The organism is Aestuariivita sp. (genome assembly GCF_021404545.1).
GTDB lineage: Bacteria > Pseudomonadota > Alphaproteobacteria > Rhodobacterales > Rhodobacteraceae > Aestuariivita.
The window spans coordinates 58,282-79,669 of sequence record NZ_JAAWWD010000035.1; the positions used below are offsets into that span (position 1 = coordinate 58,282).

The following is a 21,388-nucleotide window of genomic DNA, read 5'->3' on the forward strand; positions in this document are numbered from 1 at the left end:
CGCATGTCGCTTGTTCTGATCCTCAACCTAATCTGGCAGATCAGCACGCTGGCGCTGGTGGCGCTGGGGCTTGCGATTGTGTTCGGCAAGCTCAGGATCATGAATATGGCGCATGGGGAATTTGTGATGATCGGAGCCTATGCGCCGGTCATCACGGCCTCGCTGGGTTTGCCCGGGTGGCTTCAGCTTCCGGTCTGCATCCTAACGGTCGCCTTGGTGGCCTTTGTTCTGGAACGTAGCGTGATCAGGCACCTTTACGGGCGCATGTTCGACAGCCTGCTTGCAACCTGGGGCATCGCAATCCTGCTGCGTGAGGGGGTCGAGCTGATCTTTGGCCGAGGCTATCAGTCGGTCAGCCCGCCGATTGCGGGCACGGTGACAATCCTGGGCGCGGATTACCCGGCCTATCGGATCGCGGTGATTGCCGGCATCGCGGTCGGGTTCGCGGTGCTGGCCTGGTGGAACCGTCGCTCGAAGGTGGCCACGCGGATCAAGGCGATGGTCGGCAATCCAGAATTGGCCCAGGCGGTGGGAATCAACACCGCGCGCCTGTCGGCGGGAGCGTTCGTCTTTGGCTGCTGCACCGCGGGCCTTGCCGGTCTGGTGCTGGCCCCAACCATCCGGATCGAGCCGATGATGGGCCTCGATTATCTGATCCGCGCGTTCTTTGCGCTTGTCGTGGGCGGTTTGGGCAGCCTCGAAGGGCTGGCGATTGGCGCGGGCATCATCGCGGGCACGCAATCGTTGCTGGGGGCGCTGGCCAGCCAGACCTATGGGTATCTTGCGGTCCTGACCCTCTCAATCCTCTTTTTGTGGCTGAAACCCGATGGCATCCGTCCTTCTTCCCGCTAGTCTGCTTCTGGCGGTGCTGATGTTGATCCCCGAGCTTTTCGGGGATTTCATGGCCTATCAGATCGGGCTTTATCTGATCTATGGAATTGCCGCGCAAGGGATCGGGTATCTCTGGGGCAAGACCGGTGTTCTTCCCCTGGGGCAGGCGCTCTTTTTCGGTGTCGCTGCCTATGTGACCGCAATCGCGCTGCGGGATGTGCAGGGGTTGGGAGCGCAGCTTGTGCTGGCCCTGCTGGTGCTGGCGGTCCTGGCAGGCGCGGCGTTTGTTCTGGCCACGCTGATTTTCCGGGGCCGCAGCGAGAGCGGGCCATATTTCTCGCTCGTCACACTGGCGCTGGCGATGATCGCCGAGCAGGTGGCAGGCACGGCCACCGGCCTGACTGGCGGCTTTAACGGGCTAAGCGGGTTTCAGAGCCTTGCCGCGCTCGACCCGTTTGGCGGGTTCTACTATGTCATCGTGGCCGCCACGGTGCTGGTCAGCCTGCTCCTTTTGATCCTCAACCGGTTGCCCGCGACCCTGATCGCGCGGGCGGTTGCGGATAACGAGCCGCGCTTGCAGCTTTTGGGGTTTCCAACCCATGTGGTCAAAGGCATGGCCTTTGCATTCTCAGCGGTGATCGCCGCGTTGGCGGGCGGGCTCTTTGCATCTCACCAAGGGATCGTGACGCCAACCTCCACTGGCTTTGCGCTTTCTGCCGAACTGGTCATTCTGGCCGCCGTGGGGGGGCGGTTTCATGTCTTTGGTCCGCTTCTGGGGGCGGTCGTGGTCGGCTGGGCCTCGGCCGAGCTGCGCGACAGTTTCCCCTATTGGGAGCTTTTGATGGCGGTCGCGTTCATCCTGGTGGTGCTCAAGGCACCCGGCGGGCTGGCAGAACTGATCGAGCGGGCGTTTCGCCAAGCCTGGCCCGCCAAACCACCGGTTCCGCAACCACCGCTGGAGGCGCCGCCCCCTTTGGCCGCACAGGCGGCCCAACCGTTGAAATTCCAGGATGTCGAGTTGAGGATCGGGGTTGTGCGGATCCTGAACGGCGTGTCCTTTGAAACCCCGGCAACAGGCATCGTCAGCATCATTGGCCCCAATGGCGCGGGCAAGACCAGCGCGCTGAACACGATCACCGGCAATCTCCATCCGACCGGCGGCAGCATCTGCCTGGGCGATGCCCGGATCGACATGCGCCCTCCCTACCGTGCGTTGGGCAGCGGTATCGGGCGCAAGCTTCAGGTGCCGTCGGTGTTTTTCTCGATGAGCGTGTCGGAAAACCTGACGATCGCCATGATGGCCGGACGCGCGCGCAGGCTCGACTATCTCAAACCCTCCACGTTCCGCTGGCGCTCCGCCGCGTTGGCCCGGGTTCTGGAACATCCCTCGGTGCCGCTGAAAGACGAAGTCACACAACCGGTCGGCACTCTGCCGCAGGGACATCGGCAGTTCCTGGAGTTCGCAATGACCGCAGCCTCCGCGCCGCCGGTTCTTTTGCTGGACGAGCCCTGTGCGGGCCTCTCGCCGGATGAGACCGCCCTGATGACCGATCTGGTGCGGCAATATCAGGCGGAAACAGGTGCGCTGGTCATTGTGATCGAACATGACATGAGCATTGTCGAGGCGATCTCGGACAAGGTGCTGGTCCTGCATCAGGGCCGTGTCCTGGCGTTTGACACCTATGCGGCGATCCGGGCCGACCCGCAGGTGAGCATGGTCTATGCCGGAGGGACCAAATGACCACGCTTCTTGAGATTGACGGGCTGACTGGCGGATATCGCGATACCAATGTCATCTTTGATCTGACAACCCGGATCGCGCCAGGCAAGGTGATGGGCGTGTTCGGCCGCAACGGGGTCGGCAAGACCACCCTCGCGCGTCTGGTGCAGGGCAGTCTGTTGCCTGCGGAAGGCATGATTACGCTCGCCGGGGCCGAGATCACCTTCCGCCCCGCCTATGAGCGGCGCGCGCTTGGCATCGGTTACATGCCGCAAACGGCCATGGTCTTCGACGATCTGACGGTACGTGAAAACCTGAGCCTGGGACAGACGGGGCACGCCCCCGACCTGTATTTCGAGCGGTTTCCCAGATTGGCCGAACGCCTGGATCAACTGGCCGGTACGATGTCCGGCGGAGAACGCAAGATCCTCGCTTTTGTCCGCGCCATGATCGAAGACACCCAGTTGATCGTTCTGGACGAACCCTCCGAAGGGGTGCAGCCTGAAAACATCGACCACATGGCCGCCTGCATCACAGAGCGCGCCGCGTCGGGCGCGGGCGTGATGCTGTGTGAGCAAAATCTGAGCTTTCTGACAGGCATTTCTGACCATTATCTGGGTCTGGACGCGGGGTCTGTCGTACTCGACAAAGCGCGCGATAAGGCCACTCAGGACGAGATTCGCGCGATCCTGACACTTTAAGAACCACCGCAGAGCGTATATGTCGGATCCAGGATTGCGCGGTGCCAAAGCCGCGACGTATCACAGCCCGGCGATAACGGCGACTTGGGTTAGGGTGCTGATGTCGCGGGCCTATTGCGTGCCGTCTGAGAGACGCGCGACAGCTTGACCGGGTTCAGACCCCGGAGCGACCTGCGAACCGGGTTCGAGTGTTTTGTGAGCTGGGTCAGGCAAGACCGGGATCGGCCGGATCCGTGGTTCTGATCGACCCATGTCGCCGCCTGTCGTTAGGTCATCCTCAGGCTGGACGCGGCGTTCCTCTGGCCACCGGCGGACACACGCCAATAGGCTGCACGGAGCAAAAAGTGCGGCTCGGCGTAAACGCGCCACTCGCATTGTCGTTGATCATGCAAAAGTTGTATGTTTTCCAAAAGATCCTATATGCTTAAAAATAATGTTGGTTTTACAGAACCATCGTATCTTTTATGAGTTTACATGCCATCCTCTCCGCCCTCCATTACCCATCACTTGGCCTATGTCCTGGCACAGGCCCATCGCGGCGTACACACCCGGTTTGAGAAACGACTGAAATCCGAAGGTGTCCAGGTCGAGCACTGGCGCACTCTGCGGGTTCTGTTCGACAGGGACGGGCTGTCGATGGGCGAACTTGCAGATCGTGTGCTGATGAACCACCCCGCACTGACCAAGATGATCGACAAGATGGTTACCACGGGTCTCGTTCATCGAACGCTTGACCCACAGGACAACCGCAGGGTCAATATCTTTCTCACCGATAAGGGGCGCCAGTTCTATGAGCGTCTGCACCCGCATGACGAAAAGCTGCAAAGCGAATTCGAAGCGGCTCTGGGTGCCAAAAAGATGCAGACCCTCAGGCATCTTCTGAACGAAGTGATCGAACGGGCGAGCTAATGCGCGTATGCCTGAACGGCTGCTTTGCTGGCGGTTTTTATTTTCCATATCAAATAAAAGGCTAGACAACACGCATCGGTTGTGCTGCACTCTTTGTATCGGCATGGGAGTGTCTCATCAAAATCAACGGGCAGTTTCGCCCGGGACATAGTCCTGTCCGTGAAACGACCACAATTTTAATGATGTGTGCGCAGATATCTGATCTGCGGCAAATGGAAGGGCTTTGCTCATGCTTGGAAGTTATCATGCGAAACTATCGCCTGCACAAAGTGTTACGAATGATTGGTTGCCGGATTTTCCAAACTCACCCGACTTGCGGTTTGATTATTTCAAGCTGCTGAATGACGCCTGTGTTGCGCAGGCCGGGATCGGCAGAGCAGGCCCAAATAACAAGGTCGCCATCATCGGCGCAGGGTCGGCGGGTCTGACGGCGGCGCGCGAGCTTTATCGGTCGGGGTTTCAGGTCACGATCTATGAGGCCTCCGACAGAATTTCCGGGCGCCTTTACACCGAGACCCCGAACTATTCCGCCACCTCGATGGAATTCGGCGCCATGCGGATGCCGTTCTTTGACGGCGGCACAACCAGTTCCAGTGCGGCGGCATCGACGAATTGCCTGTTGTCTTACTATCTCAACCGGGATCAATCCTATTCCGGCAGCCCCAATCCCACCTATGCCAATCTCAGCGAGTTTCCCAATCCGGGGCAGGCAGATGGCAATACCGGTATCTATATCAACAACGGTCTGGGCCCCAATGACACCTACACCTCGCCGACCTTGATCCCCTGGCCCAAAGGCCAAGATCCGCAAAACCCCGACCTTGTCGACGTCCAGACGAAAGTCAATAACTTCATCGACCTGATAAACCAGCATGTCCCGGCTGCGTTCGCCACAGACGATTCCACCTGGCCGGTTCTGTGGGAACAGATCGCAAACAACTATGACAAGATGAGCTTTGGTGATATGGTCAGAACCCAGGCCGTCACCACATATCAAAACGACGGCTGGTTCGGCGGCTTTGGCATGGACGATTACGAGGCCAGCCTACTTTACACCATCGGCACAGGGGACGGCAGCTGGGGTGCGTTCTATAACATCGGAGCGCTCTGGTGGATGCGGTGCAGCCTTTTTGGCTATAGCAGCAACCTGCAAACCGTCAGTGGTTTGAACAATTCCTATGCCCTGCCCTACTTTAACGACTCGGTGAATGACAGCGGTGGCAGCCCGCTGCATGCACCGATCTATGCGGGCATCCAGTCGCTGAGCGAGCAGATGTTCTACCTCCCGCCGCCGGGATCGAACGATTCGCTGTGCAGTTCCATGCAAAAAAATTCCGGTGTGCGTCTTTTCACGTCTTCGCCGGTCAACCTGATCTCGAAGCAGAACGACGGATCCATCACGGTAAACGTCAAGGACCACACCTTGCCCGAGCCGTATGATTTCGTCATCGTGACGGCGCCGATCTGGGCGGCGCAACTGTCGATCAAGTTCGACAACTTCACGACCAGCCAACTGCCATCTTCGGTCTACACGGCTATGGATGAGCAGCACCTGATCGCCAGCTGCAAGGTCTTCTTCCCGCTGACAACCGCCTATTGGAACCTCAATCCGCAACCAATTCCGCAGATCCTGGTCACCGATACCGCGGTGCAGGATGCCTATGGGGTGAAATGGAACGACGCGAGCGGAACCGGCCAGGCCGCACTCTTGGGCAGCTATACCTGGGAGGATGACGCACGCAAGCTTCTCGCCTCGTCGGACGCGGATCTGACCGAATTGGTCAAGACCAAGCTCGACGAGATCACGATCACCACCTGCAACGGGGCAAAGGTCTCGTCTTACATAGACAACTCACAATCGCCCGAGATTATCCATTGGGTTCTGCAACCGTCCTATCGGGGCTGCGGCAAGCTTTATCGGTCCCGCGATTGGGAGAAATGCTATGATCTGCTGACCTATAACCAGCAGTACAGCGCGATCTCGGGTCTGCATTTCGCGGGCGAATCCTACGGTGTCGAGGGCGGCTGGACGGAACCCGCGCTGCGCACAGCGATTGATGCGGTGATCCATGTGATCAACAATTCCGGTGGCAGCTTTAACAACAACAACGGCAACAACTTCAGCTTTGGCACCTATCCGCAATACGATATGTCCATCTCACCCGACGAGACCTATCCGCAGACCTCGGGAAATTGAAGGGTCGGACCTGATGACCCAATTGGATCGGTCCCTCAAGAGCGGAGGCGCTGCGGCGCCTCCCAATTGCGCCTTGCACTATGTGGCCGAAGCCTATGATCGCGACAGCAAGCTGATCGTTGGGCGGCAATCGGCGGGCGCTGGGTTTCTCGAAGCGCTGGCACGCTATGGCGGCCTCGACCAGATGTACTGCATTTCAGAAGACCGGGCGGATATCGCCAGCTTTGGCAGCCGGATAGCCCAGACCGGCGGTCCCGCTCCAAGGCCGGTGCATCTGGGGCCGCAGGATTACGAAGGGATCTCTGACGTGGGATGTGTGTTTCATCCCGGTCCGATCATCTCTGAATCTGCCTGGTGGCGGCGGTTCTATTCAGAACGCGCCTTCAGCATCTGCGGCATCACCCATTCGGTCGCCACCGAACGCGTGATCCGGGGCATCCGCGATTTCGTCGTTGCCCCGACGCAACCGTGGGATGCGCTGATCTGCACCTCACATTCGGCGCGGGATGCCCTTTTGTGGGTGCGCGACGCCTGGAACGACTATCTTGCCTCGCGCGACATTGTCGTCGGCAGCAGCCCCGTAGAGATGCCGATCATCCCGCTGGGCGTTCACCTTGAGCCGTTCACCCGCACCGATGACGCCCAGCGCAAGGGCCGCGCATTGCGCGACAAGCTGGGCATCGCCGAAAAGGATGTCGCTGTCCTGTCCTTTGGGCGGCATGATTTTCGGTCGAAATCCCATCCAATTGCCCTTTTCCGGGCGATGCAACTGGCGCATCTGCGCACCCCGGGCGTGACCTTGCATCTTATGATGGTGGGACAGGCCGCCGACCAGTTCAACGCCATGGAGTTTCGGCAATTGGCCGGCTTTTGCTCTTCGGTCCACGTGCATTGGCTGGACGGTGCGGATACCGAACAGGCGAGCGCATCCTGGTTTGCAGCGGATATGTTCGTATCGCTGTCGGACAATGTGCAGGAAAGCTTTGGCCTGACCCCGGTCGAGGCGATGGCGGCCTCCCTGCCTTGCGTGGTCAGTGACTGGAATGGGTATCGTGAAACGGTGGTCCATAACGAAACCGGCATTCTGGTGCCAACCATGAGCGCGCCGCCGGGCACGGGCATCGATCTGGCAGACCGCCATGCGCGCCATGAGATCGACCATTTTGTCCTGATCGGAATGACGGCGCAATCGACCGCGGTGGATATCGATGCCTGCGCGGTGGCGATCTCGGATCTCGCCCTCGATCCCGCGCGGCGGCGCAGCTTGGGGGACGCCGGTCGGCGGCGCGTCGAGGTTGAATACGACTGGCGTGGCATCATCCCGCAGTATCAGGCGCTTTGGGCAGAGCTGGCTGAACGTCGGCACTACGACCCGGTCAAAGGCGCGCGCGACCATCGGCGCAGCTCTGTTCACCCTGACTATCCCGACCCGTTCTCGATGTTCTCCAAACACCCCAGCGCCCATCTGGGCGACGACGACAGGATCCGGATTGCAGACCTGAATGCCGACCAGATCATCGCCTGGCTGCCTCAAACGGCCAGCTACCACCTCGCCAAACCGATGCTTCTGAACCCTGAGGCGCTGTCCGACATCCTGCATCGGCTCGATGCCGGAGATCAATCGGTGCGCAGCCTCGCCGCGCATTATGGGACAGACAGTATCCAGGCAATCCGGCGCACGATCATGTGGTTCTATAAATTTGGACTGATCACGATCGAGCGCGCGACATGAGTGTTCAGGTCGGCAACGGCGCGGCACACCCGTTGCCCCGAGTGTGCTATCTGATGTCCGGCTATACCAGCCACGCGCGCGCGGGCGCGCAATACCAAGAGGTCTTGCGGAACGCAGGCGTGCCGCTGGTCCGGTTTCCGGCAGAGGCAGAGGTTGTGATCATCCATGACGAAGCCCCTCAGCTACCGAACTATATTCGGGCGTTTCCAGAGCTGTCGGAACGGTATCTGATCACCTACGCCGTATGGGAGGCCAGCACCCTGCCGGCCAACAGGGCGGACTGCCTCGGGCTGGCCGATGAGATCTGGACATGTTCGGAGTATTGTCAAAACGTATTCAGCCAGGTGCATGACCGCGTGATGCGCATCCCGCATGTCATTCCCGCGCCCCAGGAACCCGGCAGCGCCGCCACGCGGGCGCTGCGCGACAGGATCGGTGTCGATGACACTACGTTCGTCTTCTACACCATTGCGACCCGGTTCCCGCGCAAGAACCTATCCGCGGCGATCCAAGCCTTTGCCGCGATGGAACAGGACACGCATTTTGTGATCAAGACGGATGTCGCGCTGTCCGATCTGGGACCGGCCGCAGATCGGGTGACCAACCTGCACGGCACTCTCGGCAGCGACCTGATCGACGCCCTGCACAGCAGGGGCAACTGTTTTGTCAGTGCGCATTGCGGCGAAGGATGGGGGTTGGGGCTGAGTGAGGCTTTGGCACGCGGCAATAACATTGTCGCGACCGCATATGGCGGCTGCATGGATTTTCTGAGCCCGTCCAACGCACGGCTGGTCGAATTCGACACTGGCCCTCTTCAGGTCGAAGAGCGGCAGCGCCTGGGATTTGCCGCGGCCGACACAACCCCGCAATGGGCATATCCCAAACCCGACAGCCTGCAATCTCAGATGCAGGAAGCCTATCGCGAACGGATGCTGATCACCGACCGCCAGATCCGTGCCACATCGGATGCCAACGCCTTCTCACCAGACCGGATCGGCGCACTGATCTGCGCCCGGCTTGGCCGGATCGAGATTGGCACGAGATCCCCGGCACCCAGGCAGTTCGGCAAAAAACAGACCGCCCGCTGACCGCCGCGGCCCCGCTGGGCGTACATTGTTTCGTGTGATGCCTGGCGGAAAAAGACCCGTCGCGCCTCGATCAGCGCCGCCTAACATCCTCATAAGTTGTTTTTAATTAGCGCCTTAAGGCGATCATAAGATGATCTGGACCGCTTGGACGAATTCGTTTTCGGCCGCAATTTATTAATTTTATTTGAAAAGGAAAAGAATCACCGTATTGTTTCCAAATTAAGGACAAAGCGTGCCTCTGGCGCCTGTGGCAACCGCCTCTTTGCGGATCAGCCTCGGGTAGAAAAGGGCGCGTCACCGATGACATGGAGCGATACCCAAATGACACATGCCGAATTCCTGACACCGTCCCCGTCACACTCTACAGCGCCACGCGCCGAAGTTGGGGGGCAGTCGGATGCGGATTACATCTTTTCGGATGCGGAGCGGGCGACATTGACCGACTGGCTCGATATCCCGTTGAACCCCTACCGGGAGCCCGGAGCATTTCTGGCCCTGATCCGGGATATGGTAGACCATGAAACGCCCACGTTTCTGACCGAGCTTTGCGCTCGGCTGAGCGCTGCACCGGTTGAGGACAAGGTCTGCTACTATCTGAAAAACTGCCCCGTCGATCCCGAAATACCGATGCTGGGCTTCGAGGATCAGCTCAACGAAAAGTACCGTCTCAAGAAGACCTTTGTCGGAGAAGCCTTTCTGGCGGTAGTCACCGAATTGATGGGTACCGATATCATCAGCTATCGCACCGCCAATAATGGAGACCTGTTTCAGGACATACACCCGATGCGCGAATTGGCCCATACGCCATCGCAAAAGACGGTCGATACAATCAAGTTCCACGCCGACATCCCCAATAACCGCGTCCGCCCCGATTGGGTCTATCTTTTGTCGATGCGCAATACGCCGGAAAACAAAGTCTATACTGTCGTGGTGTCTCTCAAAGAGGTCTTTTCCCGCCTGTCAGACGACGACATCTCCCTCTTGCGCCAACCGATCTTCTACTCGCCTCATGACACAATCCATGTCCATGGCGGGCAGGAGCCCGGCTTTACCCCCAAAAAACCCATTCTGATCACCGAGGGCGGGCGCGAATACCTGGCCTTTTTCGAGGGGAATACCACATCCGACGATCCGCGCGGCCTGGCCGTAATCGACCGCGTCTCGGCCATCCTGCATGAGATCGGCAAGGATTTCTTCCTTTATGAGCGGGACTTGCTGGTGATGTCGAACAATACCGCCGTGCATGCGCGGCGCGTGGACGAAGTCACCAATGTCGACGCGCATCGGAACCGCTGGTTGTTAAAGACCTGGAATGTCGATGACATCACCCGGCACACGCGCAACCTTGTGCCGGGCAAGGTCCAAATGTCCGACGAATAACCCACACCCCTTCTCCAAAGCACCGCCAGCCTTAACCCATGGTCCTCATGGGCGCGGTGTATCTTTGCCATCCACCGACCACCGGAGACCGCCATGACCTATCACAGCAAAGAAAAAGACCTCAACAAGGTCGCCAGACTGCACGACCTTCTGGGCCAATTGCGCAATAGCTATGCAACCGATCGCTTTGCGTTCATTAAGGGCGAGATCGTGCGCGATATTCTGATCCAGTTCGGCGCCACGGAGGCGGATGTCGACGCGCTTGAGACGGTCAGCGATCGCCTGACCGACGATCCAACGCTGGCGTACCGGCTCACGCGAAACGGTCGCTTTTGCCTGGACTTCGAGAACGGGACGTTCCGCCGGATGGAGTTTCAGCCCTTTGTTCTGACCCCGGAAGAGGACTTCATTCGGCACGATAGCGGTGTCGTGCGCCGCTTTCGCGGTATCCAGGACGATCTCCAGAGGAATTCTGCCTTTATCGCATTGATGCAATTCAAGGCGTTCATGATTGATGAGCTAAGCTCTGCGAAACGGCGGGCGCTCGATTACACAACCCGCAATTGGATCTCGACAGTGTTTCACGTTCGCACCATTACATCTGACAAGATCCTGGGGGAACCCGCCGCCGAAGGGGCCCATTGCGACGGGGTCGATCATACGATGACGACCTTTCTGGGGGCGCGGAACATGGGCCCTGGCAGCGGGATCTCACAGATCCACAAAATGGCGCAGAAAACCGGAACCCCCTGGGATGCCGTTGACCCCGCACTGGTTAAGGCAACGGTTCAGCACCAGAGCTTTCTCGACACGTTGCTGATATTCGACAATGAGCGCAAACACACCGTCTCACCGGTCTTTTGCAAGGATCCTCAAGACCGGGCGCAGCGCGACATGCTGGTCATTTTCACCCGCAAACCGGCAACGCAGGGGCATCCGTCGCATGATCTGGATTCGCAAACCCCTCACCCGGATATGCCATTGGACGTGCCCTTGGCCCCTTATCCGTTGGGCTAGTGCCGGGCCCGCCGACGATCATGGGTCACGCTGCCAAGCCTGAGGGTCCGAGCCCCACTGGTTTGGCAGTCAGATAACACCGCATTCGTAAATGACGCCCGAGTCCGCGCCGACACCCGACATCAGTGCAATTCATTCAAGAGCCGGATCAGCTCATGCGCCTTGCCGGGTCCAAGCCGGTCTTCGATTTCGCGGTCCTGTTCCTCGACCTCGCCCCGAATTTGCATCATCCGTTTTCGGCCCAGATCGGTCAGCAACAGGTTGATCTGCCGGTGATCGCGATGCGACACCTGCCTGTGGACAAGACCATCCAGCACCATACGATCGACAAGCTTGCTCAATGTTGGCGGGTTGATCAGCACGACCTTGGCAAGCTCTCCCATCCGCAAACGATCATCGTTTTCCAGCGTCTCCATGATCCGCCAGGCTTCGATCTGTAGTCCGTGTTTTTTAAGCCGCGCGGACAATGACGTATTCACCGAACGGTGGGCAGCGGCAAGGGCATAGCTAATCTTATTTGCAAACGAATTGTGAGAGCCTGTCATTGGGTACTCCAAATAACGCATCGGTTGATTTTAGTTGACACGGAAATCAACATCAATAGGAGTTATTGTAACCTTTGTTGCCAAAACGGTGACCCAAGTGACACATCCTTTTGGAGCCACGTTTCAGGTTCCAGCCGAACTGGACGACCTGATGGGCGGTTCCTTGGTCGCATCAAAGGAAGTCTATCGCGTCGCGCTGCTTATTCCGCTTTGCGGAGCGGCGGGTATTTGGGCGCCGTCTTGCATCTCAAGCGCACAAGTCGCCGTGGCAGAGTTGAATAATGGCGACGGAATACGGGGGCGTCGCGTCCAGCTTGTCATGATTGACGCGGCCCTTGAAGCCAGTCAGCCGATTGAGGACGTGATCAACGAGTTGATCGAAAGCCAACTCATTGATGCCATTGTCGGAATGCATATCAGCGCCGTGCGCCAAAGGCTGAGCAAGGTTGTCCGGCAACGCATTCCATACATCTATACGCCCCTTTACGAAGGAGGCGAAAACACACCCGGCCTGTTCGCCATCGGAGAAACGCCGGACAAGCAGCTTGGCCCCGCGATTCAATTGATACAGGAAAGATATGAACCCAAGAGCTGGGCGTTGATCGGCAATGACTATGTCTGGCCGCGCAGTTCGCATCTGTTTGCAAAGCGTATCTTGCGGGACCTGTCGGCGCGTATCGCACTTGAATGCTATCTGCCATTCGGCCAGCTCGATATGGAGCCGGTCATCTCGGCGATCAAGCATTCCGAGGCAGAGGCGGTTCTGTTATCTCTGGTGGGACAGGATGCCGTGATCTTCAACCGGGCATTCGGGCAAAACGGGCTGCATACCAAGGCAGTGCGGCTTTCGTGTTCGATTGAAGAGAACAGCCTGCTGGCGTGCGGCGCGGCCAATCTTGAGCGTCTTTTTGTCGTGTCATCCTATTTCGGGGCACTCAAGACCGACGCAAATCTCGCCTTTAAGGAGAAGTACTATGGCCTGCACGGCGAACACGCGCCGGTGCTGAACGCCTTGGGTCAGTCGACCTATGAGGGGATGCATTATCTGGCGGGCCTTGTCTGGGATTACAGCGAATCATGGCGGCAAATGAACAGTCGCAACAATCAGGCCGTGAGCCACCGAAGTGGTCGCAAAAGCAATCAAGAGCACCGGTCGGATGATACTCCGATGTATCTTGCGCGTGCGGATGGGCTCCAGTTCTACATAGAAAAAGATTTAAAAACATAGACTTGTGATATTTTAGTTTCCTTTTCAAAAATTTACTTGAAACCGAATGTATCTCTGCCACTCTAGGGGTCTCGGTGTTGGCAGTTGTGCGTCGCCGACATCCGAGCCGCATTTGGGGGAGGGAACACCTTGGTCTGGGCGACAGTCATCATTGTTTCACTGCTGGCAGCAGCCATCTGGATTTGGTTTCTCCAACGCTATTATGCCAAGGCAACATTGGACACCGCATTGGTGCGCACCGGTCTGGGCGGCCAAAAGGTGGTTCGCGATGGGGGCTGCCTTTCACTGCCTATCTTGCACCAGTTGCAGAAGGTATCGATGCAGACCGTACCATTAAAGGCCGCGCGCACAGGGCAGGACGCCGCGCTGACCAAGGATCAGATCCGCGCGGATGTCGAAATGTCCTTTGAGCTTCGCGTCCGCCCGACACCTGAGGGGATCGCGACAGCGGCACAGGCACTGGGTCAGCGGGTCGCGCGCGGCGGAGATGCGGTTCAGGCCAGTCTGGAAGGCGCGCTGATCGACGCAATCCTGGCCGCCGCCGCCACACGCAGCCTGGATGAGATCCATTTCGACCGCACCGGATTTGCCACGGAGGTCTCCGACAGCATCGAAGAACAGGCCGCCCGTATTGGGTTAATGGTCGTATCTGGATCGCTGATCACGATCGATCAAAGCGATCTGACTCAGATGAACGAAAACAACGTGTTTAATGCCAAAGGCATGCGGCGCTTGGCGGAACTGATTTCGGAAGAGCGCAAGGCGAGGGTGCTGGTGGAAACACAAAGCGAAATCGCCGTCCAGAAACACCGATTGACCCAACATCAAAGCCAGCTTGACCTCAAGCGCGCCGAGCGTGAGGCCGAGATCAACCAGAGCGAGGAGCTTGACCGGCTTGAGGCCAACGCGCAATCGCGGGCCGAGCAGGCCCGGGCCGAGGCAGCGCTGTCGACCCAGAACGACAAGATCGAAAAAGACCGTCTGGCCAAGACCGCACAGGTCGAAAACGACGAGATGCTGCGGCGTACGGAAATGGCCGCCCTGCTCAAGCTGGAACAGGAAAAGATCGACAACGACATCCGCCTGTCGAAAAAACGCGCCGAAGAATCCGCCGCCAAGGCCGCCGAGGAGGAGGCGCGCGTTCAGGTCATCCTGGCCGCCGAACGCGCGCAGGCCGAAAAGGATCGCGCGGTCGAGGCCCGCGAGCGCGAGATCGCAAAACTGCGCAAGGACAAGGAGATCGAGCTTGAGACCGCACAGGTCAAAAGCGATGTCGAAACCCTGCTGGAAAAGGCCCGTGCCGAGGCCGCGGTCAAAACCACCCAAGCCGACGCCGAAAAGGCCAGGATGGAGGCCGAAGCGGCAGGCCGCTCGGCGCTCAACGCGGCTGAAAACACGCTCAGCGATGCGCTGATCCGGATGCGCCTGGAGGAGCGCAAGCTCGACCGGATGCCCGAGATCATGACCCAGATGATGAAACCGGTGGAAAAGATCGACTCGATCCGCATCAACCACATCGGTGGCATTGGCGGCACGAACGCGGCAGGCGAAGGGGCAGACGGCGCATTCGGATCGGCGATGGACCAGATCCTCGGGATGGCGGTGCGCCTGCCCGCGATGAAACAGATGGGAGAAGAGATCGGCCTGGATTTCGACGCGAACCTGGCCGGACGGACGGCGGATTATGCCAACAGGATAAAATCAAAGGGCACGCCCGACAAAAAAGACTGATCCCCGATCAGACACAACAAAACCCAACACCCAACCAGCGGAGGACATCTCATGTCTCTGAACAGGAGAGAATTACTTGGCGGAACGGCGGCCTTCACAGCGGCGATGATGGTGCCACAGGTCACTCTGGCGGCCGATACAATCAAACTGGGCTCGATCCTTGATGCATCCGGGATTTTCGATGCCTATGGACGGCCGATGGACATGGCCACGCGGCTGGCCGTCAGCGAGATCAATGCGGCGGGCGGTCTTTTGGGCCGCGAGGTCGAAGTGATTGCCTATGACACCCAGTCCGACATGGCGCTTTATTCGCAATTCGGCCAGCAACTGACCCGGCAGGATCAGGTAGACGTGGTGCATGGCGGCATCCTGTCTGCCTCGCGCGAGGCGATCCGGCAGACCATGCGCCGGTCTCAAACCCCCTATTTCTACAATGTGCTTTACGAGGGCGGGGTGTGTGATCGCAACATCTTTATCAATGGTGTGACGCCGGCTCAGCAGGTCGAGGCGCTGGTGCCCTACGCGATGGGCCAATCCGGACCCAGGGTCTATATCTTGGCGGCGGATTACAACTATGGTCAGATCACCGCGCGCTGGATCCAGAAATTCGTGGCCGACAACGGTGGCGAAACCGTCGGCGTTGATTTCTTCCCGCTCGATGTCAGCGACTTTGGCGCAACCATTGCCAGCATTCAGACGGCCTCCCCCGATCTGATCATGGCGCCGCTCGTGGGCGGGGCGCATCTGTCGTTCTTCCGTCAATGGGCCGCCGCAGGCATGAAAGACCGGATCCCCATGGCATCGACCACGTTGGGGGTGGGCAACGAACACAAGGTGCTGACCGCCGATGAGGGCAACGGCATCATGGTCGCCTATAACTACAGCCAGGAGCTCGACACACCCGCCAATATCGCGTTCAAGGAACGTTGGGCCGCCGCCTATGGCGACAGTTCGGCCATTCATGAATTGGCCGTGTCGAACTATCAGGGCGTCATGACTTGGGCCGAGGCCGTGCGGCAGGCCGGATCGGTCGAGCGCGAGCCGTTGATCGAGGCCATGCAATCGGGACTGTCGATTGACGGGCCCGCAGGCAAGATAACGGTGGATCCCCAGACCCATCACGCCATTCTCGATGTGCATCTGATGGCGTTCGAGAACCAGGGCATGAAGGTGATCGAGACGCTGCCGCAGCGCCAGCCGATCGACACCCAGGCCGTTTGCGATCTCCAGGCCAACCCGGACGACAATACGCAATACGAGATCGAGATCTGATACCTCCCTGACTGGGTGGGCGGCGCGGTCCGCTCACCCGCCTCTTTTTCTTTGAGATTTGGTGACTGCGACTATGGATCTGACCTTCGTCATTCTTGTTGAGATGCTCTATGCGGTGGCCTCCCTGATTCTGATCAGCGCCGGGCTGGCCGTGGTCTTTGGCATGATGAAAGTCATCAACCTGGCCCATGGGGAGTTCATGATGATGGGCGGCTATGCCACCATCACGGCGGTCAATCTGGGCGTGAACATCTTTGTAGCGATGCTGATCGTGGCACCGCTGGTGGTGGGACTGATCGGGTTGGTCGTAGAGCGGCTGGTCATTCGGCACCTTTACGGGCGGCTCGTCGACACGATGCTGGCAACCTGGGGCCTAAGCCTGTTTTTCATCGGGATGGTGACGCTGATTTTCGGCAATACCACCACCGGGATTTCCACACCGATTCCGGGCTTTACAGTCGGCAATTATCAGGTCAACGGATACAACTTCTTTATCATCCTGGTGTCCATCGCCCTGCTGATCGTGATGCTGGCGGTGCTCAAGGCCACCCGCGCGGGCCTGATAGCCCGCGGAACCATGCAACGCTCCGATATGGCCGCTGCCTTGGGATACAGTCCCGACCGCATCTATATGGCGACGTTCTTTTGCGGCTCTGCCATTGCCGGGCTGGCGGGCGCGGTGCTCGCGCCTTTGGTCGGGCTCGTCCCAACATCCGGCGGCGCGTACATTGCCAAGGCCTTTATCACCGTGATCGCGGGCGGCCCGTCACTGATCGCGGGGCTGATCAGCTCATCCACGCTTTTCGGGCTGGTGAGCCAGTTCTTTACCTTCGCAATTTCGCCCGTGATCGGCGAAGTGGCCCTTCTGGTGGCCGCCGTTGTCCTTCTGCGCCTCTTGCCGCAGGGCGTGACCGGCAAGTTCTTCAAGGGCAAACTATGATAAAGACGTCCGCCACGCGCGACGTTGTCACCACCCTTGTGGTGGCGGCCCTGCTGATCACGATCATGCCGCAACTGATCGGCACCTACACGCTGACGGTGCTGGTGGTCTACGGAATGCTGGGGCTCAGCCTGGGCCTGATCTGGGGGTTTGGCGGGATCTTGTGTTTCGGCCAGGCCGCCTATTTCGGTCTGGGCGCCTACACCTATGCCATCGCGGCGGTCAATTTCGGAGAAAGCACGCTGCCGATGCTGCTGGCCGTGCTGGTGCCGGCGCTCTTTGCCGCGATCCTTGGGGCGATGATGTTCTATGGGCGGCTCACGGATGTATATCTGGGGGTGATCACCCTGGTGGTGACGCTGATCCTGTTCAAGTTCATCAACTCCACCGCTGGCCCGCAATACAAGATCGGCGATGCGCGCCTGGGCGGGTTCAATGGCATTCCTGGATTTCAGACCCTGAATGTGCCCGGCAGGCCCAATGACTATATCTGGGGGGATGCGTATTTCTATTTCTGCGCGATTGCGCTGGTGATTGTCTATCTGCTGGTCACCTGGCTGTTGCGCTCCAGCTTTGGCCGGATCGCCGTGGGCATCCGCGAGAACGAGACGCGCATTGCACTGATGGGGTACGATGTGGCGGCGCGCAAGACCGTGCTCTTTGCGATAGGGGCCGCGATCGCGGGGCTGTCGGGCGCGCTCTTCGCCAACTGGGCCGAGATCGTGACGCCGGGCCTTTTCTCTCTGGGTCAATCGGCCGAGATCATCATCTGGTGTATCGTGGGCGGTCTGGGCACCCGGTTCGGCCCGGTGATCGGGGCTGCGGGGCTGGCCTATCTCAAATTCCTGCTGGGCCAGCAATCCATGATCGACAACACGCTGATCATCGGCCTGATCCTGGTGTTTTTCGTGTTGTTCCTGCCCAAGGGCATTCTGCCTGCCGTCACCGATATCTGGCGCGTCAGTTTCGGACGGCGCAAACGGCGCGGCGCGCGGACAAGACGGGGACGCGGGGGGCGCCAGCATGGCTGAAACCGTGCTTGAAACCCATGGCCTGACGATGCGCTTTGGCGGCGTCGTGGCCAGCGATCATGTCGATTTCCGGCTGGAAGCGCGCGAGTTGCGCTGCCTGATCGGCCCAAACGGTGCGGGCAAATCGACGTTTTTCAAATGCATCAGCGGGCTTTTGACCCCCACCAGCGGCCATGTGTTCATGCGCGGCGAGGAAGTGACGGGATGGATGCCGCACCAGATCGCCAGCCTTGGCGTCGGGATCAAGACCCAGACCCCCAATGTCATGGACCAGCTTGACGTGTTCGAAAACATCTGGCTGGCCGCGCGGCGGTTTCACGATGTGGCCGAAGCCAACCGCAAAGCCGAGGATGTGATCGACCGCCTGGCTCTTGGTCCCATTGCGCGCACCAATCTGGGTGAGCTGGCCCATGGCGAACGCCAGCGGGTCGAGCTGGGCCTGGTGACGGTGGGCGATCCCTGGCTGGTGCTGCTCGATGAGCCCGCGGCGGGGATGAGCGCGCAGGATGTCGAGCGCATGACCGATATCATCCATGAGCTGACCCGTACCGCGGCGGTGGTGATTGTCGAACATGACATGCAGTTCATCCGTTCCATCGCACAGAAAGTCACGGTGTTTCACCAGGGGGCTGTTCTGATGGAGGATCACGTGGATGCGGTTATGTCCGATCCGACGGTGCGGAATGTTTATCTGGGGAAAAAGGCGTGACAATGCCCGAAGACACCGACATCACGCTCCAGGTCAAAGGGGTATCGGGCGGCTATGGCCATGTTCCGATCCTGCACGGTCTGGAGTTCAGCGTCGCCGCGAACGAGATCGTGGGCGTGCTGGGCCATAACGGCATGGGCAAGACCACCCTCTTGAAAACCATTATGGGGTTTTTGCCCGCGACCTCCGGCTCGGTCCGGCTGCACGGAACCGACATCACCCGCATGTCACCCTATGAGCGCGCGCGCGAAGGGATCGGATACGTCCCCCAGGGGCGCGGGATCTTTCCGCAGCTCAGTGTGCGCGACAATCTCCGCTTTGCCTGGCAGGATTATTCGGGGGGAAGCGAAGATGACGTGATCGAGGCGATCCTGGCTGATTTTCCCCGGCTGAAACCTCTGCTGGGACGCGAGGGTGGCGCGCTTTCGGGCGGAGAACAGCAATTGCTGGCGCTGGCGCGCGCGCTGATGGGCGATCCGGAGTTTCTGTTGCTGGATGAACCGACAGAGGGCATCCAGCCCTCGATCATCGAAGAGATGGCAGAAACGCTGCTCAGAATGCGTGCGGCGCGCGGCCTTTCGATCCTGCTGGTCGAACAGAATTTCGATTTCATCGCGGACCTGTCGGATCGGGTTCTGGTGCTGGAACGTGGACGCCTCACCGGCGAGTTGAACCGCGCCGAGCTGACCGATCAGGCCAAGATCGACCAGTTTCTGGGATTTGGCGCGGCGCGCAGCACGCGTGGAGGCCCCGCACAGGCCGCAAAGCCACTCTCTCAAACACATGTAACGGCGGAACGGGCCCGGCCCACAGAAGCCCCAGCCCCCCTGACGGTGACCAATATGACGATCAAGCGCCCGACACCTTCGCAGATGCGCGCCATGGCCGAGCGGTTCGGCATGAACCTGACCGACGCGGAACTGGCCGAGTTTGCCGAAATCATGGAACCATACATCCAGGTCTATGACCGGCTCGATGCGACGCCCGACAATCTGCCCGCCGTTCGCTACCCCCGCTCACCGGGCTATTTCCCGGATCTCAGCGAGAACCCGTTGAACGCGTGGTATGTCAAGACCGAGATCCGCGGCGCACCGGACGGACCGCTCAGAGGCAAGCGGATTGCCATCAAGGATACTGTCTGCCTGGCGGGTGTGCCGATGATGAACGGTTCGTCGATCATGGAAGGGTTCACGCCCGAGATCGATGCCACCATCGTCACCCGGATGCTGGATGCGGGTGCCGTGATCGCGGGCAAGGCCCATTGCGAGAACTTTTGCCTTTCGGGTGGCTCGCATACCAATGCGAAGGGGCCGATCCACAACCCCTGGAAACACGGCTATTCGGCGGGCGGATCCTCGGGCGGGTCGGCGGCGCTTGTCGCGGCAGGCGAGGTCGACATGGCCATCGCAGGCGATCAGGGTGGGTCAATCCGGATCCCGTCCTCCAACTGCGGGACCTATGGGATGAAGGCCACGCACGGGCTGGTGCCCTATACCGGTGTGATGCCGATCGAGCAGACCATCGACCATGTTGGGCCGGTCAGCAATACGGTGGCCGACAACGCGCTGCTGCTGGAGGTTCTGGCGGGCGAAGACGGCCTGGATCCGCGACAATACAAGCCCAAGGTCTACCGCTATACCGAAGCGCTGGGCCGCGGCGCGCAGGGGTTGCGCATCGGTGTGTTGAAAGAGGGGTTCGCCCGGCCCGAAAGCGAGCCGGACGTGGATCAGAAGGTTCAGGCCGCCGCCGAGCGGTTCCGCGAATTGGGCGCCCGGGTCGAAGAGGTCTCGGTGCCCGAGCATTTCCTGGCCGCCGATTGCTGGACTGCAATCACGCTCGAAGGACTTCAGGATCATATGATGCACGGCAATTCGGCGGGCACCAATTACCGCGGTCTGTTCCTGCCGTCGATGATCGACCACATGGCGCAATGGCGCAACCGCGCCGATGAGCTGAGCCATTCGCTGAAAGTCTGCATGTTCATCGGCGAGTTCTTTCAGGAACAATACCGGGGCCGTTTTTACGGAAAGGCACAGAACCTGATGCGCAAGGCCAATGCCGCTTATCTGGCCGCGCTTCAGCACTATGATCTGCTGCTTTTGCCGACATTGCCGATGAAGGCCCAGAAGATTCCCGATCCCGGTTGTTCGATCACCGAATATGTCCATCGCGCTTTTGAAATGGTCGGCAACACCACGCCTTTCAACGGTGGCCTGCCTGCGATGAACGTTCCATGCGGTCTATCTGAAGGCCTGCCTATTGGCATGATGCTGGTTGGTCCCCATTATGGGGAGTTGAAGATCTATCAGGCGGCACATGCTTTTGAGCAAAGCGGCGATTGGCGTGCCATGTAGGGG

At 59.4% G+C, this 21,388-nt stretch carries 17 protein-coding genes; 16 read left to right on the forward strand and 1 reads right to left on the reverse strand.

From position 1 onward, the window contains the following. Positions 1–3 precede the first annotated feature (3 nt). The 9 genes from HEP69_RS11145 to HEP69_RS11185 all read left to right on the forward strand — a co-directional run bounded on the left by HEP69_RS11145 (position 4) and on the right by HEP69_RS11185 (position 11,575). Positions 4–852 carry a branched-chain amino acid ABC transporter permease gene (locus HEP69_RS11145; RefSeq protein ID WP_290558601.1) on the forward strand — a complete coding sequence of 283 codons (849 nt, stop codon included), beginning with the start codon at positions 4–6 and terminating at the stop codon, positions 850–852. Further along, the gene (locus HEP69_RS11150; protein WP_290558602.1) at positions 827–2,572 is read left to right on the forward strand and encodes an ATP-binding cassette domain-containing protein; all 1,746 of its coding nucleotides are present in this window, start codon (positions 827–829) and stop codon (positions 2,570–2,572) included. The genes HEP69_RS11145 and HEP69_RS11150 overlap by 26 nt, the downstream gene beginning before the upstream one ends. Continuing rightward, on the forward strand, positions 2,569–3,252 hold the full coding sequence (locus tag HEP69_RS11155) for an ATP-binding cassette domain-containing protein (RefSeq protein ID WP_290558603.1): 684 nt from the start codon (positions 2,569–2,571) through the stop codon (positions 3,250–3,252). Before HEP69_RS11150 ends, HEP69_RS11155 begins: the two co-directional genes overlap by 4 nt. 474 nt (positions 3,253–3,726) lie before the next feature. Beyond that, positions 3,727–4,161: a MarR family transcriptional regulator gene (locus HEP69_RS11160; RefSeq protein ID WP_290558604.1), complete on the forward strand. Its 435-nt coding sequence runs from the start codon at positions 3,727–3,729 to the stop codon at positions 4,159–4,161. A 313-nt stretch (positions 4,162–4,474) separates the two neighbouring features. Further along, positions 4,475–6,358, forward strand: coding sequence for an FAD-dependent oxidoreductase (locus tag HEP69_RS11165; protein ID WP_290558605.1), 1,884 nt, complete (start codon positions 4,475–4,477; stop codon positions 6,356–6,358). Between the two features lie 13 nt (positions 6,359–6,371). Then, positions 6,372–8,090, forward strand: coding sequence for a glycosyltransferase family 4 protein (locus tag HEP69_RS11170; RefSeq protein WP_290558606.1), 1,719 nt, complete (start codon positions 6,372–6,374; stop codon positions 8,088–8,090). Beyond that, positions 8,087–9,178 carry a glycosyltransferase gene (locus tag HEP69_RS11175; RefSeq protein WP_290558607.1) on the forward strand — a complete coding sequence of 364 codons (1,092 nt, stop codon included), beginning with the start codon at positions 8,087–8,089 and terminating at the stop codon, positions 9,176–9,178. The genes HEP69_RS11170 and HEP69_RS11175 overlap by 4 nt, the downstream gene beginning before the upstream one ends. A gap of 321 nt (positions 9,179–9,499) precedes the next feature. Beyond that, positions 9,500–10,558, forward strand: coding sequence for a TauD/TfdA family dioxygenase (locus HEP69_RS11180; protein WP_290558608.1), 1,059 nt, complete (start codon positions 9,500–9,502; stop codon positions 10,556–10,558). A gap of 93 nt (positions 10,559–10,651) precedes the next feature. Further along, the gene (locus tag HEP69_RS11185) at positions 10,652–11,575 is read left to right on the forward strand and encodes a 2OG-Fe dioxygenase family protein (RefSeq protein WP_290558609.1); all 924 of its coding nucleotides are present in this window, start codon (positions 10,652–10,654) and stop codon (positions 11,573–11,575) included. A gap of 122 nt (positions 11,576–11,697) precedes the next feature. Here HEP69_RS11185 and HEP69_RS11190 read toward each other — a convergent pair whose 3' ends face one another. Beyond that, positions 11,698–12,120: a MarR family transcriptional regulator gene (locus tag HEP69_RS11190; RefSeq protein WP_290558610.1), complete on the reverse strand. Its 423-nt coding sequence runs from the start codon at positions 12,118–12,120 to the stop codon at positions 11,698–11,700. Positions 12,121–12,217: 97 nt separating this feature from the next. On the opposite strand from HEP69_RS11190, the gene HEP69_RS11195 reads away from it, so the two are divergent. The 7 genes from HEP69_RS11195 (at position 12,218) to HEP69_RS11225 (ending at position 21,385) form a co-directional block, all read left to right on the forward strand. Further along, on the forward strand, positions 12,218–13,348 hold the full coding sequence (locus HEP69_RS11195; protein WP_290558611.1) for a substrate-binding domain-containing protein: 1,131 nt from the start codon (positions 12,218–12,220) through the stop codon (positions 13,346–13,348). A 129-nt stretch (positions 13,349–13,477) separates the two neighbouring features. Then, the gene (locus tag HEP69_RS11200; protein ID WP_290558612.1) at positions 13,478–15,079 is read left to right on the forward strand and encodes a flotillin domain-containing protein; all 1,602 of its coding nucleotides are present in this window, start codon (positions 13,478–13,480) and stop codon (positions 15,077–15,079) included. Positions 15,080–15,130: 51 nt separating this feature from the next. Continuing rightward, positions 15,131–16,351 (forward strand): ABC transporter substrate-binding protein, encoded by a 1,221-nt coding sequence (locus tag HEP69_RS11205; protein WP_290558613.1) that lies wholly within the window; start codon positions 15,131–15,133, stop codon positions 16,349–16,351. Between the two features lie 73 nt (positions 16,352–16,424). Further along, positions 16,425–17,291, forward strand: a complete 867-nt coding sequence (locus HEP69_RS11210) for a branched-chain amino acid ABC transporter permease (protein WP_290558614.1) — start codon at positions 16,425–16,427, stop codon at positions 17,289–17,291. Continuing rightward, positions 17,288–18,322 (forward strand): branched-chain amino acid ABC transporter permease, encoded by a 1,035-nt coding sequence (locus tag HEP69_RS11215; protein WP_290558615.1) that lies wholly within the window; start codon positions 17,288–17,290, stop codon positions 18,320–18,322. Before HEP69_RS11210 ends, HEP69_RS11215 begins: the two co-directional genes overlap by 4 nt. Next, positions 18,315–19,031 (forward strand): ABC transporter ATP-binding protein, encoded by a 717-nt coding sequence (locus HEP69_RS11220; protein ID WP_290558616.1) that lies wholly within the window; start codon positions 18,315–18,317, stop codon positions 19,029–19,031. The genes HEP69_RS11215 and HEP69_RS11220 overlap by 8 nt, the downstream gene beginning before the upstream one ends. Positions 19,032–19,033: 2 nt before the next feature. Continuing rightward, positions 19,034–21,385 carry an amidase gene (locus HEP69_RS11225; protein ID WP_290558617.1) on the forward strand — a complete coding sequence of 784 codons (2,352 nt, stop codon included), beginning with the start codon at positions 19,034–19,036 and terminating at the stop codon, positions 21,383–21,385. The last annotated feature ends 3 nt before the right edge of the window (positions 21,386–21,388 follow it).